At 66.5% G+C, this 15,535-nt stretch carries 18 protein-coding genes; all 18 read left to right on the forward strand.

Going from position 1 to position 15,535, the window contains the following annotated elements; all coding sequences use genetic code 11:
- The first annotated feature begins 11 nt into the window (after positions 1-11).
- The 18 genes from IV454_RS23890 (at position 12) to IV454_RS23975 (ending at position 15,529) form a co-directional block, all read left to right on the forward strand.
- The gene (locus IV454_RS23890; RefSeq protein ID WP_206088157.1) at positions 12-782 is read left to right on the forward strand and encodes a flagellar biosynthetic protein FliR; all 771 of its coding nucleotides are present in this window, start codon (positions 12-14) and stop codon (positions 780-782) included.
- The gene (locus tag IV454_RS23895; RefSeq protein ID WP_206088158.1) at positions 775-1,863 is read left to right on the forward strand and encodes an EscU/YscU/HrcU family type III secretion system export apparatus switch protein; all 1,089 of its coding nucleotides are present in this window, start codon (positions 775-777) and stop codon (positions 1,861-1,863) included. The genes IV454_RS23890 and IV454_RS23895 overlap by 8 nt, the downstream gene beginning before the upstream one ends.
- Positions 1,860-3,917 carry a flagellar biosynthesis protein FlhA gene (gene flhA, locus IV454_RS23900; RefSeq protein WP_206088159.1) on the forward strand — a complete coding sequence of 686 codons (2,058 nt, stop codon included), beginning with the start codon at positions 1,860-1,862 and terminating at the stop codon, positions 3,915-3,917. Before IV454_RS23895 ends, flhA begins: the two co-directional genes overlap by 4 nt.
- A gap of 70 nt (positions 3,918-3,987) precedes the next feature.
- Entirely contained in the window at positions 3,988-4,707 is a 720-nt protein-coding gene (locus IV454_RS23905) for a flagellar hook-basal body protein (protein WP_206088160.1), read from the forward strand.
- Between the two features lie 6 nt (positions 4,708-4,713).
- Complete coding sequence (gene flgG / locus IV454_RS23910) at positions 4,714-5,496, forward strand: flagellar basal-body rod protein FlgG (protein ID WP_054262459.1); 783 nt, start codon at positions 4,714-4,716, stop codon at positions 5,494-5,496.
- Positions 5,497-5,510: 14 nt separating this feature from the next.
- Entirely contained in the window at positions 5,511-6,494 is a 984-nt protein-coding gene (gene flgA, locus IV454_RS23915) for a flagellar basal body P-ring formation chaperone FlgA (protein WP_206088161.1), read from the forward strand.
- Positions 6,495-6,532: 38 nt separating this feature from the next.
- Complete coding sequence (locus IV454_RS23920) at positions 6,533-7,111, forward strand: flagellar basal body L-ring protein FlgH (protein ID WP_206088162.1); 579 nt, start codon at positions 6,533-6,535, stop codon at positions 7,109-7,111.
- A gap of 5 nt (positions 7,112-7,116) precedes the next feature.
- On the forward strand, positions 7,117-8,235 hold the full coding sequence (locus IV454_RS23925) for a flagellar basal body P-ring protein FlgI (protein ID WP_229521818.1): 1,119 nt from the start codon (positions 7,117-7,119) through the stop codon (positions 8,233-8,235).
- Between the two features lie 40 nt (positions 8,236-8,275).
- Positions 8,276-8,644: a flagellar basal body rod protein FlgB gene (flgB, locus tag IV454_RS23930; protein ID WP_054262462.1), complete on the forward strand. Its 369-nt coding sequence runs from the start codon at positions 8,276-8,278 to the stop codon at positions 8,642-8,644.
- A complete protein-coding gene (gene flgC / locus IV454_RS23935) occupies positions 8,644-9,072 on the forward strand; it encodes a flagellar basal body rod protein FlgC (protein ID WP_054262463.1) in 429 nt (142 codons plus the stop codon). Before flgB ends, flgC begins: the two co-directional genes overlap by 1 nt.
- Positions 9,069-9,395, forward strand: coding sequence for a flagellar hook-basal body complex protein FliE (gene fliE / locus IV454_RS23940; protein ID WP_206088163.1), 327 nt, complete (start codon positions 9,069-9,071; stop codon positions 9,393-9,395). Before flgC ends, fliE begins: the two co-directional genes overlap by 4 nt.
- Positions 9,396-9,409: 14 nt before the next feature.
- The gene (gene fliF, locus IV454_RS23945; protein WP_206088164.1) at positions 9,410-10,885 is read left to right on the forward strand and encodes a flagellar basal-body MS-ring/collar protein FliF; all 1,476 of its coding nucleotides are present in this window, start codon (positions 9,410-9,412) and stop codon (positions 10,883-10,885) included.
- Positions 10,882-11,436, forward strand: coding sequence for a hypothetical protein (locus tag IV454_RS23950; protein WP_206088165.1), 555 nt, complete (start codon positions 10,882-10,884; stop codon positions 11,434-11,436). The genes fliF and IV454_RS23950 overlap by 4 nt, the downstream gene beginning before the upstream one ends.
- Positions 11,436-12,305: a FliH/SctL family protein gene (locus tag IV454_RS23955; RefSeq protein WP_206088166.1), complete on the forward strand. Its 870-nt coding sequence runs from the start codon at positions 11,436-11,438 to the stop codon at positions 12,303-12,305. The genes IV454_RS23950 and IV454_RS23955 overlap by 1 nt, the downstream gene beginning before the upstream one ends.
- Positions 12,302-13,618 (forward strand): FliI/YscN family ATPase, encoded by a 1,317-nt coding sequence (locus IV454_RS23960; protein ID WP_197422094.1) that lies wholly within the window; start codon positions 12,302-12,304, stop codon positions 13,616-13,618. The genes IV454_RS23955 and IV454_RS23960 overlap by 4 nt, the downstream gene beginning before the upstream one ends.
- Positions 13,615-14,100, forward strand: a complete 486-nt coding sequence (locus IV454_RS23965) for a flagellar FliJ family protein (RefSeq protein ID WP_206088167.1) — start codon at positions 13,615-13,617, stop codon at positions 14,098-14,100. Before IV454_RS23960 ends, IV454_RS23965 begins: the two co-directional genes overlap by 4 nt.
- Positions 14,084-15,028 (forward strand): hypothetical protein, encoded by a 945-nt coding sequence (locus tag IV454_RS23970; protein ID WP_206088168.1) that lies wholly within the window; start codon positions 14,084-14,086, stop codon positions 15,026-15,028. Before IV454_RS23965 ends, IV454_RS23970 begins: the two co-directional genes overlap by 17 nt.
- A 30-nt stretch (positions 15,029-15,058) precedes the next feature.
- Positions 15,059-15,529, forward strand: coding sequence for a flagellar hook assembly protein FlgD (locus IV454_RS23975; RefSeq protein WP_082691984.1), 471 nt, complete (start codon positions 15,059-15,061; stop codon positions 15,527-15,529).
- The last annotated feature ends 6 nt before the right edge of the window (positions 15,530-15,535 follow it).

Genomic DNA, 15,535 nt, shown 5'->3' on the forward strand with positions numbered 1-15,535 from the left:
CGGCGCACGTCATGACGCTGGATATCGACCCGGGCTGGGTAGCGATGGTGTTTCTGCTATGGCTGCGCATCGGGACGCTGTTCATCATGATGCCGATGTTCACCGGCCTGGACAAGTTTGTCGTGCTGCGCGTGCTGTTCACCCTGGCCCTGAGCGTGGTGATGGCGCCCCAGCTGGGCACGGCCGGTGTGGCGGCGCCGATGAGCATGGCGGCCCTGGTCGGAGCGGCCCTGTCGGAAGTGGCGGTGGGCGCGACCCTGGGCTTTGGCGCGCTGGCCGCCTTTGGCGCATTTTCGGTGGCCGGGAAAATACTCGATATTCAAAGCGGCTTTGGTATCGGCAGCGTATTCGATCCGGTCACGCGGACCGGATCGCCCTTGTTTGCGATGATGCTCAATATGCTGGGAGTGACCGTGTTTTTCAGCGTGGATGGGCATCACGCATTAATGCGCGGGATCGCCTTTTCGGTAAGCCAGGTGGCGCCGGGCGCCGGTTTGGGCAGCTGGCCGATCGATGCGGTAATCCGCCAGTTCGGCCTGATGTTTTCTCTCGGGGTGACGGTGATTGCACCGGTGATGTTTTGCCTGGTGCTGATTGAAGTGGGTTTTGCGATGACTTCGCGGGTATTACCGCAGATGAATGTATTCGTAGTGAGTATTCCGGTGAAAATCGTCGCCGCGCTGGCCATGCTGGCGATGACGATTACCACCGTGGGTGCGTCGATGGGGCGGATATATGCCGCTATTTTCAGTTATTGGGAGCAGGTGTTGGTAAATGTCTGAGCAGGATTCGAATCGCAGCGAAGACGCGACCCCGCATAAGCTGGAGGAGGCGCGCAAGAAGGGATCGGTGGCCAAGAGCGCCGATTTCACCGCCATGGCCGTGCTCGCGGCGATGACGGCCTGCGTCTACGCGACCGCCTGGGATGGGTTCAAGCAAACCATGCGCCTGCAGCTCGAGATGCTGGCCCAACTGGGGCGCATGGACTGGCAGGTCGACTCGGTGTCGGTGCTGCTGTCGAACCTGGCCATGGGCATGCTGTACGTACTGGCGCCCCTGTTCATGGCGCTCGCGATCGCCGCGGTGGCCGCCAACGTCGCGCAGACCGGCCCGGTGTTTACGATGCATCCGCTGGTGCCGGACCTGAACCGGATCAGCCCGGTCAGCGGTTTCAAGAAGATTTTCTCGATGCGGACGGTGTACGAATCGTTCAAGAGCATTATCAAGCTGATCGTGCTCGGCTTTATCACCTGGCTGGTGATCGTCGACCTGATTCCCGGCCTGGTCGGCTTGACCGGCCTGAACCCGAAAGCCTATGCGCGCATCATGCTCGACCTGGCGGCGGCCCTGATGGTCAAGCTGTTGCTGGCCTTGCTCGCGATCGCGCTGATCGACCTGGTGTTTTCGCGCTGGGAATTCGCCAAGCGCATGCGCATGAGCAAGCGCGACGTCACCGACGAGCACAAGAACCGCGAAGGCGACCCGCGCATCCGCAGCCGGATCCGCGAATTGCGCCAGGAAATGCTCAAGCGCAGCAAGGCCCTGGGCAATGTCGCCGAGGCCGATGTGCTCATTACCAATCCGACCCACCTGGCGGTGGCCCTGAGCTACCAGCACGGCGCCCACAGCGCCCCGCACGTGATTGCCAAGGGTGCCGGCGAAGTCGCCCTGAAGATGCGCCAGGTGGCCCGTCTTCACCATATTCCGATTGTTGAGAACAAATTGTTGGCAAGAACCTTGTACCGCGAAGTTGCTTTCGATAATTACGTTCCGGAAAAATTGTATCCGCAGCTGGCCAAGATCATGGTCTGGGTGCAAGCCATGCGCGCGGCCCGCCTGCGCACGGCGGGAGTGCGCGCATGAATAGCCTGAGTAAATTCTTCGGCAGAAACACCGACCTGGTCATGGTTGCCCTGGTGGTGGGTGTGCTGGCGGTCCTGTTCGCACCGATTCCCTCGGGCTTGCTCGACTTCCTGATCATCACCAACTTCAGCTTCGCCCTGCTGATCCTGCTGCTGACCTTTTATATCGCCAAGCCGGCCGAGTTTTCGACCTTTCCCTCGCTGCTGCTGATCGCCACCCTGTTCCGTCTCTCGCTCAACGTCGCCGCCACCCGCCTGATCCTGTCGGACGCCGATGCCGGCCACGTGATCGGCGCCATCGGCGCCTTCGTCGTGGCCGGCAATTACGTGATCGGCCTGGTGGTGTTCCTGATCCTGGTGGTGGTGCAGTATGTGGTGGTGACCAACGGCGCCCAGCGCGTCTCGGAAGTGGCCGCCCGTTTCACCCTGGACAGCATGCCCGGACAACAGATGAGTATCGATGCCGACCTGAACATGGGTTTCATCGACCAGGAAGAAGCCAAGCGCCGCCGCAAGGCCCTGGAAAAGGAATCGGGCTTCTATGGCGCCATGGACGGCGCCAGCAAATTCGTCAAGGGCGACGCCATCGCCGGCATCATCATCATGCTGATCAACCTGGTGGGCGGCTTGATTATTGGCGTTATGCAACAAGGCATGGCCTGGGGCCAGGCCCTGCAAACCTTTTCCCTGCTCACCGTGGGCGATGGCATCGTGACCCAGGTGCCGGCCCTGGTGATTGCCGTCAGTACCGGCCTGATCGTCACCCGCTCGGCTTCCGACGGTAACCTCAGCAATGAAGTGCTGCGCCAGCTGACTTCCTTCCCAAAAACCATCCTGATGGTGGTCGTGGTACTCGGCGGCATCCTGTTCATGCCGGGCATTCCCATGCTGCCGGTGCTGGTCATCATGGCGATGCTGGTTGGCTTGCTGCTCATCATCCGCCGCGCCGCCCGCAACGGCGCCAGCGCCGAGGCCGAGGCCGACGAGAAAAAGGATGAGGAAGAGGAAAGCGCCTACGACATGCTGCAAGTCGATCCGATCGAAGTGATGGTTGGCACCGGCCTGGCCCACCTGTTCAAGGAACAGACCATCTTCACCGACCGCATCAGCGCCATCCGCAAGCAATATGCGCTCGAATCGGGCATGGTGTTGCCGCGCGTGCGTTTCCGCGATTCGCCCCAGCTGGGACCGAACTCCTACGAACTGAATGTGTTCGGGGTGCAGTCAGGCAAGGGCGAGATCATGATGGACCGTACCCTGGCGATCCAGGGCGGCGCCGATTCGAAGGGCGTGCAGGGCATCGAGACGCGCGAACCGACCTACGGCTTGCCGGCCGTGTGGATCGAGGATAGCGAAAAAGAAACGGCGCGCAAGGCGCGCTACACCCTGGTCGACCCGGCCACCGTGTTCATCACCCACCTGAGCGAAGTGCTCAAGCAGCAGTCGGCCATGCTGCTGACCCGCACCGAAACCGAGCGCCTGCTGCAGCGGGTGCGCACCGTGCAGCCGGGCCTGGTCGAAGACTTGATTCCGACCGTGATGTCCCTGGGCGATGTGCAGAAAGTCTTGCAAAACCTGTTGCGCGAAAAAGTTTCGATCCGCAACCTGGAAGCGATCGCCGAAACCCTGGCCGACAATGGACGGAACAACAAGGATCTGGTGCTGTTGACCGAAATCGTGCGCCAGAAGCTGGGGCCGGCGATCTGCCAGTCGCTGATGGGCGAGGGCAGTGCCCTCAACGTGCTGACCCTGGACCCGACCATCGAGCACAGCCTGATGCAAAGCGTGCGCGCGGCCGATGCCAACAGCCGCCTGGTGGTCGAACCCAAGTTCGCCGAGCAATTGCTGGCGCGCCTGATGGCCCAGTCGGAACGGATGATGAAGAACAATATGATGCCTGTGCTGTTGTGCTCGCCAGACCTGAGGCGCCATGTGCGCGCCCTGTCCGAGCGGGTCATTCCGCACATGCGCATCCTGTCGCTGGCGGAAATTCCGAACAGCGTCAACCTGAAGTCCTTCGGCTCGATCAATCTGGCCGAGGCGGTGACGCGATGAAGCCGATGGCCGCAGCGATCGCAGTACGCAATATGAGCAGTACCAACTATACACAGGGATGGAGCTTGAGATGGATGCGCTAACAATTGCTGGAATCGCGATGCAGAACGACATGCAGCGGATGGACAGCATCAGCCAGAACCTGGCCAACGTGATGACACCAGGCTACAAGCGCTCGATTCCGGTCAGCCGCGCCTTCGCCGACCTGATGGGCGGTGCGGCTTCCGGCGCCGCCGCCTTGCACGACACCACCGCCGCCCAGGTGCTCGACACCAGCGCCGGCACCTTGCGCGCCACCTCCAATCCGATGGATATCGCGATCGAGGGCAACGGCTACTTCGAGGTCGCCACCGAACAGGGCACCGCCTATTCGCGCCAGGGCACCTTGCAGGTCGACCCGCGCGGGCGCCTGTGCAACGGCGACGGCCGCGCCCTGATCGGCCTGGGCGGCGAGATCGTGATCGCGCCGGGACCGTTTTCGGTCGAGGCCGACGGCAAGGTCAAACAGAATGGCCAGACGGTCGGCCAATTGAAAGTGGTCCAGTTCAGCAATCCGCAGGGGCTCCTGCCGATGGGTAATGGCTTGCTGGCCCAGGGCGATGCCACGGTGTCCGACCATAACGTGGCGGCGCGCGTGCGCACCGGCTTTCTCGAAAATTCCAACGTCAGCTCGCCCCAGGAAATGATCCGCCTGACCGAAACCCTGCGTCATTTCGAGACCATGATCAAGGTCGCGCAAGGCTATGAAGATGTATTCCAAAAAACAGTCAGCAAACTCGGGGAGTTCTAAGGCGTCATGAATGATTCACTGTATATCGCTGCCACAGGCATGCAAGCCCAGCAAAAAAACCTGGACACCATCGCCAACAACCTGGCCAATCTGACCACTCCCGGCTTCAAGACCGGGCGCGTCAATTTCCAGGACATGGTCTACCGCATGGGCCAGCCGGCCGGCGCCGAGGGGCTCAGCCTGGCGCCATCGAACGATGCCCACGGCACCGGCGTGTCGGTGCTGTCGATGTCGCAGCAATTCACCATGGGTGAAATGAAAAAGACCGATGGCATGCTCGACGTCGCCATCAGCGGCGCCGGTTTCTTCGAAGTGAGCCTGCCCGACGGCACCCGCGCCTATTCGCGCGGCGGCGCGCTGCAGGTCAACGCGGACGGCTTCCTCAGCTCGCCCGAAGGCAATATGCTCAAGCCGGGCATCCATATCGGCAGCGATGTCAAATCGGTATCGATCATGGCCGACGGCAAGGTGATGGTCCAGGCCAACGGCCAGAACAGCGCATCGGAAGTGGGCATGATCGACATGGCGAGCTTTTCCGATCCGGCCGGCCTGACCCCGCTCGGACAGAACCTGTACAAGCCTTCGGCCAAGTCGGGCGAACCGATACTCGGGCGGCCGGGCGAAAACGGCGTGGGCACCCTGGCGCAAGGCTTCACCGAAATGTCGAACGTGAACATGATCAACGAGATGGTCAGCCTGATGACGGCCCAGCGCGCCTACGAGATGAGCGTCAAGGTGATCCAGGCCTCGGACGAAATGCTCGCGATGAGCAATAACCTGCGCAAATAAGCGACTCGCCAGCCATGTCCCTTCCTTTCCCGCGCCTGCGCGCCATGACCCTGCTGGCAGCCTGCGTGCTGCCGCTGCTGTGCCGGGCCGCCGCGCCCGTGCAGCTGGTCCTGCGCGCCGACGCCACCGTCAGGGGCGAGCAGATCGTGCTGGCCGACCTGCTCACGGTGAGCGCCGACGATGCCGCCGTCAAGGCCGCGCTCGATGCGCTGCGGGTCGGTCCGGCGCCGCGGGTGGGGGCGGTCGAGCAGTACGGACGGCCCGAGCTCGAACGGCTGATGCATGCGCGCGCGCTGCCGCCAGGCGCCGAGCTGGCCTGGAGCGGCGCCAGGGCGGTCAAGGTGCGCGCGGCCGAGCGTCTGCTCACGTCCGAGGCGCTGCAGCGCGCCGCCAGCGAGGCCTTGCAGCAGCATCTGGGCGCGGCCTGGGCCGGCGCCGAGCTGCGCCTGGCCGGACCCGTGGCGGATGTCACCCTGCCGCTGGGCGAGCCGGTGCTCTCGACCCGCATCGTCGACCCGGCGCATGCGCGCGCGCGCCAGGCGGTGTATGTGGACGTCACGGTGGCCGGCAAGCTGGTGCGCTCGGTGCTGGTGCCGTTCGCGCTCAAGCTCAGCCGCGTGGCGTATGTGGCGCGGCGCGATCTGGCGGCCGGCACGGTGCTCAGCGCCAATGACGTGGAACAACAGCGCGAGGATGTCTCGGAAGTGGTCGACAGCATGCTGCCGGTACCGCAACTGACCCCGTCCGCGCGCACGGTGAAAGCGGTCGCGCGCGGCCAGATCCTGTTGCGCAGCCATCTGGCGCAGCAAGGCCTGGTGTACCGCGGCGACACGGTCAAGCTGGTACTGGCCGAGGGCGGCGTGTCGATCGAGACGCGCGCCGTGGCGCAACAAGACGGCGGGATGGGACAGCTGGTGCGGGTCAAGCCCGAATCGAGCATGGAAGCAATCAGCGCGCGCGTGGTAGGCGCCGGCCTGGTACAGGCAGAAGGAAAATAATGAACAAGCAAGGAATGGCACGATTAAGGGCACGATTCATGGGACGGTTCGGACAGGCAGTGGGCTTGCTGTGCGCGGCCGCCATGCTCGGCGGCACCGCCCAGGCGACCAGCCTGTACCAGGAGGGCAGCTACAAGGCGCTCGCCTCGGATCAGAAAGCGCGGCGCCGCGGCGACCTGGTGACCATCATGGTGGTCGAAAATTCGAGCGCGACCAGCACCGCCAACACGACGGCGCGGCGCGGCGCCAGCATCAATGCCGAAGTCGAGCTGCCGCACAAGGCGCGCGGGGTCGGCATCCAGACCAATAACAATATGGATGGCCGCGGCCAGACCGTGCGCGAGGGCAAGGTGCTGGCGCAGATCACGGTCGTGGTCAAGGACGTCACCGACAACGGCGACTTGCTGGTGGCCGGCGAGCAGTTGCTCGAAGTGAACAATGAACGCCAGCAGATCCGGGTCGAAGGGCGCATCCGCACCCAGGACTTGAGCGACACGAACGTGGTCTTATCGACCCGCATCGCGGACGCGAAGATCAGTTATGTCGGCGCCGGCGACTTGTCGGATAAACAAAGACCTGGCTGGTGGCAGCAGGTATTGACGTGGTTTGGAATGTGATGAGAATGAAGAAAACGATTTTCCTGGCCCTGCTGTCGCTGGCCTGTTTCGCGAGCGCGAGCTGCCATGCGCAGGCGATCCGCATCAAGGACATGGGCAAGATCGCCGGCTGGCGCGAGAATGCGCTGACCGGCTACGGCCTGGTGACCGGCCTGGCCGGCACCGGCGACTCGGGACGCAGCAAGAGCGCGCGCCAGTCGCTGGCGAACATGCTGTCGCGCTTCGACATCGCGGTCTCGGCCGACGATATCCAGAGCCGCAACGTGGCCACCGTGATGATCACGGCCAGCCTGCCGCCGTTCGCGCGCGAAGGCGACCAGCTCGACATCAGCGTCAGCTCGGTGGGCGACGCCCGCAGCCTGGTGGGCGGCACCCTGATGTCGGCGCCGCTCAAGGGCCCGGACGGGCGCGTGTATGCGCTCGGCCAGGGCGCGGTGACGGTGGGCGGCTACCGCTACGACATGAACGGCAACGTGGTGCAGCTGAACCACCCGACAGTGGGCGCGGTGCCGAACGGCGCCACCATCGAAGTGGGCGTGACCAACAAGCTGCTCAGCGATCGCAACACCATCACCTTCGTGCTGGCCGAGCCGGACTTCACCACCGCCAGCCGTATCGCCGCCGCCATCAATGCGCAAGTGGGCAGCGAAGTGGCCGACGCCAGCGATCCGGCCGGGGTCGAGATCCGGGTGCCGGAAGGGCGCCGCAAGCACCTGACCGATTTCCTCACGACCGTCGAAAACGTGCGCGTCGAGCCGGACCGCCGCGCCAAGGTCGTCATCAACGAGCGCACCGGGACCGTGGTCTCGGGCGGCGACGTGCGCATTTCGAGGGTGGCCATCTCGCAGGGCGACCTGAAGGTGTCGATCGTGACCGACAACGCTGTCTCGCAGCCGGACCTCTTGGTGCAGCCGGGCGAGGCGATCCGTACCGCGACCGTGGCCAACAGCCGGGTCAATGTCGAACAGAAACGCGAAACCGGCTATGTGGCGCCGAACAACGCCACCGTGGCCGACCTGGTGCAGGCGCTGACCCGCATCAAGACCAACACGCGCGACATCATCTCGATCCTGCGCGCCGTCAAGGCCGCCGGCGCGCTGCATGCCGAGCTGATTGTCCAATAACGCTTGCCCACTACCGAACCGACCCAGAAAGCAGCCCCAGATGCCTATCAATTTCGACCAGAGCCTGAGCGCCATCGTCGGCGTCGCGCTCGACGCGACCACCATGCGCCACCAGGCCATCGCGCACAATATCGCCAACGTCAACACCCCCGGCTACCAGGCGATGGGAGTGAGCTTCGAGGGCAGCCTGGCGCAGGCGCGCGCCGAAGTGCAGGCCGGCCGTCCGCTCACGCCCTCGATGCTGGCCGACCTGCAGCCGCGCATGGAAACGGCCGACAGCGGCGCCGTCTCGCTCGAAATGGAGATCGCGCACCTGTCCGAAAACACTTTGCAGCATCAGACCCTGCTCAAGATGCTGAGCCGGCATTACGCCAACCTGCGTACCGCCATCACCGACGGGAAATCATAATGGATCAACATAGCCTGTTTCAGATCAGCGCCAGCGGCATGGCGGTCGAGAAACTGCGCCTCGATGTCACCACCGCCAACCTGGCCAATATGCACAGCACGGCCGGCGCCGGCAAGGCCCTGTACCGGCCGCTGCAAGTCATTTCGCGCGCCGTGCCGCTGACGTTTTCGGAGCAGATGGGGCAAATCGCCAGCGGCGGCGCCGAGGTGGCCAGCATCGCGCCCCAGGACGTGGCGCCGCGCATGGTCTTCGAGCCGGCCCACCCGGACGCCGACGCCAAGGGCTTCGTGGCTTACCCGGGGGTGAACCAGACCTCGGAAATGATGACCATGCTGAGCGCCTTGCGCGCCTACGAGGCGAACGTGGTGGCCATGAACGCGGCCAAGACCATGGCCTCGCGCGCGCTTGAAATCGGCGGCCAGTCATGACGGTCGACGCCATCGCGGCGCTGAGCGCGCTGCCGAGCGTGGCCGCCACCGGGCCGGGCGGGGTCGATGCCATGTTCGGAGCGACCCGTCCGGACACCGCCGCCGCGCCCTTCGAGACCTGGTTCGCCAAGGAAGTGGGGGCGGTCAACGACAAGATGATCGGCGCCGAAAACGAAGTCAAACAAGTCGCGCTGGGCGGGGAACAAAGCCTGCATGACGTGATGATCCATCTGGAAGAGGCGCGTCTGTCGTTCCAGCTGCTGGCCCAGGTACGCAACCGTTTGCTCGAAGCGTACCAGGATGTCATGCGCATGCAGGTTTAGGGAGAGAGTGAAAAGTGGCATCTGTAACTGAAAATTGGCAAGCCTTGAGCACACAGGCAAAAACCGGCCTGGTGGTAGGCGTGACCCTGATCGCCGGCCTGGCCGTGGGCATCGCCGTATGGGCTTACCGGCCCGACTACCAGGTCTTGTTCGCCGACGTCGCCGCGCCCGATGCGTCGGCCATGACGGCCGAGCTGGACCGGCTGAAAGTGCCGTACCAGCTGGCCGACGGCGGCAATACCATCCTGGTGCCGCGCGAGATGGTCTACAAGACGCGCCTGAAGGTGATGGGCAAGGACTTGCCGCTGCATGGCGCGGTCGGCTTCGAGGTCTTCAACAATGCCGATTTCGGCATGACCGAATTCGTCCAGAAGGTCAATTACCAGCGCGCCATCCAGGGCGAACTGACCCGCACCATCCTGTCGATCGAAGGGATCGCCTCGGCGCGGGTGCACCTGGCCTTGCCGGAGCAGGGCCTGTTCAAGAAGACCACGGCCAAGCCGAAGGCCTCGATCACCATCGTCACCAAGCCGAACCACGTGCTGGCGGCCGAGCAGGTCAGCGGCATCCAGCGCCTGGTGGCGGCCTCGGTGCCGGATATCCAGGCCGCCGATGTCACCGTGCTCGACCAGCACGGGGTGGCGCTCACGCGCAACGGCGGCGGCGAAGCGGCCATGGAAAGCGCCTCGGGCATGCTCGACGCCAAGCGCAGCGCCGATGATTACCTGACCCGCAAACTGTCCAAGGTCCTCGACGCCACCTTCGGCCCCGGCGAAACCATCGCCACGGTCGACGTGCTGCTCAACCTGGACCAGAGCCGGGTGACCACCGAAGAAGTGCTGCCGGCCCGCAGCGGCACCCAGGAAGGCAGCCCCACCGGGGTGGTGGTGCGTTCGCGCCAGACCGTGCGCGACAACGTGGCCGCCGGCGCCAGCGCCGCGGCCAGCAGCGCGCGCAGCGGCGAGAGCCTGTCGAGCGGTTCGACCGAAGCGGACTACCAGGTCGGGCGCCGCGTGGCGCAGTCGGTCACCACACCAGGCGCCACGCGCCGCCTGACGGTGGCGGTGGTGGTCAAGAATCCGCTGAGCGACTACCAGATGGACAAGCTCAAGGAAGTGGTGGGCCTGACGGTTGGCCTGAACAGCGAGCGCGGCGACGCCATCATCATCCATTCGATGAATACCCTGGGCAGCGCGGCCGGCGACCGCGGCGCCCTCGAGCGCGCCAGTGTCGAAGCGGCGGGCGCGCGTCCGGTGGCGGCAACGCCGGCGCCCGCGCGTGCCGCGGTCCCGCCCGCGGCGATCTGGGCCGCGGCGGCGCTGGTCATGCTGGTCCTGCTGGTGTGGGCCTTCCTGCGGCGCGGCCAGCCGCGCGCCGCCGGCACCGCGCTGACGGTCGAGGAACGCGAACGCCTGCTGCTGCAGGTGCGCCAGTGGATCGACACCAAGCACGAGCCGGGCCCGAACGGCGGCCTGTGGGAGCGGCCATGAGCGGCTACCGGCGTGCCGCCGTCGCCCTGCATGGCGTGAGCCCGAAGGACCGCGCCTACATCCTCGAGGCGCTGCCCGGTTCCGACCAGACCGCGCTGCTCGCTTGCCTGGCCGAGCTGGACGAACTCGGTTTTGCCAAGGATCCGGCCAGCCTGGAAGAAGCGCTCGCCGGCGCGCCGCCGGCGCCCGCCGTCGCCGGCCTGGGCCCGACCGAGCGCCTGGCGCGCGCCACCTCGGCCCAGATGTTCGCCCTGCTCGAAGACGAGCCGGGTGTGCTGGTCGCCCAGGTACTCGGCGTGCAGCGCTGGGTGTGGGGCGAGCCTTGCCTGGCGCTGTTTCCAGCGGCCCGGCAGGAAAAAATCCGCGCCGCGCTGGCCGCCCCGGTGGCCGCGCCCGCGCGCGCCGCGTTTCTGGTCACGGCCCTGGCCGCCCGCCTGGACCAGGCCGCACAAGGGTCCGGCATGGCCGGATCGGGCACGCGCGCCGCCAGCGGCCTGCGCGCGCTGCGCGAGCGCTTCGGGGCCCGCCCTGAATCCACGAGGAACACCTAATGCCGATCATCCGCACTCCCACGATTTCGGCCGGCACGCGCCAGCTGCGCCGCGCCAAGGCGGGCAAGGCCGAGACGCCTCATACGGCCAATGCGGCCAATGCGGCCGCGGTCGCGCCGGCCGCCGCCGTGGCGCCGAAAGCGGCCGCGCTGCCCAGGGTGCAAGCGCCGCTGCCGGTACAGGCGGTGCAGCCGGTGGCCCCAACGGCGCCGGTGCAAGGAGCGGCATTCGCGCTCGACCAGGAAGCCGTGCGCGCCGCAGTGGCCAAGGCCACCGACGAAGCCTTGGCGCGGGTGGCGGAGCGCGAGCAGGCCAACCGCCTGCGCATGGACCAGGAATTGAACGAGGCCATCACCCTGGCCGAGCAGCGCGGTTACGCCGCCGGCGTCGAGCGCGGCGAAGCGCAGGCGCGCAAGGCGGTCCACGAACAGCTCGAACGCATCGGCGCACTCGGCCTGGCGCTCAGCCAGAACCGCGCCAAGGTGCTCGAACAAGCCCAGGATGACAGCGTCGAAATCGTGTTTACGGCCTTGTGCCGCATGATCGGCGCGGTCGCCACCGAGCGCGAGGCGGTGGCCGGCATGGTGGCCCAGACCCTGGCCAGCTTCAAGCACAAGACCGAGCACCTGGTGGTGCGCCTGCATCCGCACGACCATGCGCTGCTGACCCAGGCCGCCAGCGCGCTCGATGTGGCCGGGCTCGACGCCGGGCTCGATCTGCGCGCCGATGCGTCGGTGCGGGTCGGCGGCTGTCTGGTCGACGGCAACGGCGGCACCCTCGACGCGCGCCTGGACACCCAGCTCGGCAGCGTACGCGACGCCTTGCTCAAGGTGCGCCGCGCGCACGCCCACCACCAGGACCAGTCATGATGCGCGCCTACCTCGACGCCGTCAGCACGGTGCCGCTGGCGCGCCGCACCGGCCGGGTGGTCGGCATTTCGGGCCAGAGCATCGAATCGGCCGGCCCCGGCGCGACCATCGGCGAAATCTGCGAGATCAGCCAGGGCATGGACCAGGAACCGCTGCTGGCCGAAGTGGTGGGCCTGAAATCCGGCCGCGTGATCCTGATGCCGTACGGCGAACCGCGCGGCATCGGCGCCGGCAACGAAGTGCTGGCGACCGGCCGGGTAGCGCGCACCCCGGTGGGCGACGCGCTGCTGGGCCGCACCGTGGACGCCTTCGGCATGCCGCTCGACGGCGGCCCGCCGCCCAAGGCGGCCTACCACCGCGAGCTGCACGCCGTGCCGATGAATCCCCTGACCCGGCCGCGCATCGACACCCTGATCGAAACCGGCATCCGCGCCATCGACGGCCTGCTGCCGCTCGGACGCGGGCAGCGCATGGGCATTTTCGCCGGCAGCGGGGTTGGCAAGAGTACCCTGCTGGGCATGCTGGCGCGCGACGTCAAGGTCGACGTCAACGTGATCGCCCTGATCGGCGAGCGCGGACGCGAAGTGCGCGAGTTCATCGAAAAACACCTCGGTCCCGAAGGCATCAAGCGCAGCGTGGTGGTGGTGGCCACCTCCGACCAGCCGGCGCTGGTGCGCACCCGCGCGGCCTATGCGGCCACCTCGATTGCCGAGTATTTCCGTGACCAGGGCCGCCAGGTGCTGCTGATGATGGATTCGGTGACCCGCTTTGCCATGGCGCGCCGCGAAATCGGCCTGGCCGCGGGCGAGCCGCCGACCGCGCGCGGCTATACGCCCTCGGTATTCTCGGACGTTCCCGCCCTGTGCGAGCGCTGCGGCACGAGCGACTCGGGCGGCTCGATCAGCGCCCTGTACACGGTGCTGGTCGAAGGCGACGATTTCAATGAACCGGTGTCCGACATCCTGCGCGCCACCCTGGACGGCCACATCATGCTGTCGCGCCAGCTGGCGCACGAAGGCCACTTCCCGGCCATCGACGTCTTGCAGAGCATCAGCCGCCTGGCCGGCGACCTGACCACGCGCGACGACCAGAAGCTCATGTCGGCGGTGGTCGAACTGCTGGCCGTGTACGAACGCAACCGCCAGATGGTCGAGATGGGCGCCTACCGGGCCGGCAGCAATCCGGCGCTGGACCGCGCCATGGCCTTGTTCCCCAGCGTGCGCGACGTGCTGCGCCAGTCGGTGCACGAGTCGAGCACGCGGCGCGAAGCGCTGCAGCTGCTGCGCACCATCATGGCCGGAGGCCCGGCATGAGCAAGCGATTCCGTTACGCGCTGCAACCGGTGCTGCTTTCGCGCACCTGGGCGCTCGATGCGCTCAAGCTGGAACTGGGTGAACGCAATGCCAGCCTGGGCGAGCTGCAGGGGCAACGCGCCGCTATCGGGCAGGAAAGCGCGGCGGTCAACCAGGCCTGGCAGCGCCAGGCCGAGGTGCCGGGCAATTTTAACGTCGACGGTTTCGCCACCGTGATCGCCTACCTGGGCCAGCTGGCCGAACTGGCCAGGCGCAAGGACGAGGAAATCGCGCTGGCGGCGCAGGAACGCGACGCGCTGATCGACCGCATCGTGGCCGAGCAGCGCGGGGTCGAGGCGGTCGAGGAGCATCGCGACAAGATGTTCGCCGAATTTCGCAAAGAGGAAAACAGCGCGCAGTTCAAGGCGGCCGACGATCACTGGTCGACCTTGCATGTACGCGATCACGAGCACGGAGCAGACAAGCATGAGCAACAGTTTTGATTCGGTAAGCCGGTTCGGCAGCGTGCCGGGCGCCGGTTTCATGGGCAACAGCGGCGTTGCCAAGTCCGGCGCCTGGCTGCAGGAGCTGGAACGGGCCGCCCTGGGCAACCGTCCGCAGGCGGCCGCGAGCGAGGCGCCAGGCGCGCGCGGCGCGGCGCCGCAGGCGCACCAGGACCCGGGCCTGGATCCGTCCCCGCACCACCTGGCGCGCCAGGCTGCGGAGCAGGACCCGCGGCGCGAGCGCGCAGGGCAGGGCGAGGAGGCGGCCACGCAGTCGCTGGCCGCGGCGGCGGGCGGCCAGCCTGCGGTGCAAGCGGCGCAGGGCGTCGCGGCCGCGGCGCCGGCACCGGCCGCGCCAGGCCAGGGGCAGGTGCAAGGCGCGCCCGCCACGGCCGAGCTGGCGCACGTCGGCCTGTTGACCATGGGGCTGGCGGCGCCCGTTGCGGCGCCAGCCGCGGCCGCCCGTGTGGCGGAAGCGGCGCCATCCTTGTCCGCCGGCACCATGCCCGGCATGGCGCCGATGGCCAACCCGGCCATGCGCGCGGCGGCCGCGGCGCTGCCCGGCGAGTCCGCCCTGGCGCGGGTCGGCCCTGCGGCCGCGCCGCCGGCGCGCTTGGCCGCGCGCGCGCCGATGCTCAAGGAGCAGGCCGAAGCGAGCGAGGCAGCGCCCGAGCACACCCCCGCCAGCGGCGGCGAGAGCGCCGCCGACGAACTGCCGTATGCCTTGCGCAGCATGCACCTGTTTCACGACGGCGAAGGGGTGCAAGCCTGGATCCGCGACGCCGCGCTGTCGCAGTTCCAGGCCAATGCGCTGGCTTACTCGCTGAAGAAGGAAATGCAGGCCGAAGGCTTGACCTTGCAGGCGCTGACCTTGAACGGCAAGAAAACCGCGATGGCGCCGGCGCCGCCGGAGGTCAAGCGCAAATAGCCGCCGCGATGGCGGCAATACCGGAACAAGATGCAGGCCCTTGCGGGCCGGCCAAACCAGTCAACATCAAACACAGCAGTACACCAGAGGAGCAACACAATGGCGATTTCCAGCACCAGCGGCCCAGGGCAAGTCAACAATCTGAACCTGCAGGAATTCTTGAAGATCCTGACCAGCCAGCTGTCCAACCAGGACCCGCTCAAGCCGCTCGACAACCAGGAATTTGTCGCTCAGCTGGCCCAGTTTTCCACGCTTGAGCAGAGCACCCAGCTCAACGCCAAGATCGACCAGATGCTGGAACAGCAAGCCGTCACCGGGTCGGTGGGCTTGCTTGGCAGGAACGTCGGAGTCGGCAGCGGCGGCGCCAACGGCGGCCCGAGCGTCACCGGCAGGGTCTCGGCGATCCAGTTCGTGTCCGGCCAGGCGCAACTGACCGTCACCCAGAGCAATGGCGCGGTGTTTACCGGCGTCACCCTGGACCAAATCACATCCGCACAATAAGAGAGC

Origin of the sequence: Massilia antarctica (genome assembly GCF_015689335.1) — a bacterium.
Classification (GTDB): Bacteria; Pseudomonadota; Gammaproteobacteria; order Burkholderiales; family Burkholderiaceae_D; genus Telluria_A; species Telluria_A antarctica.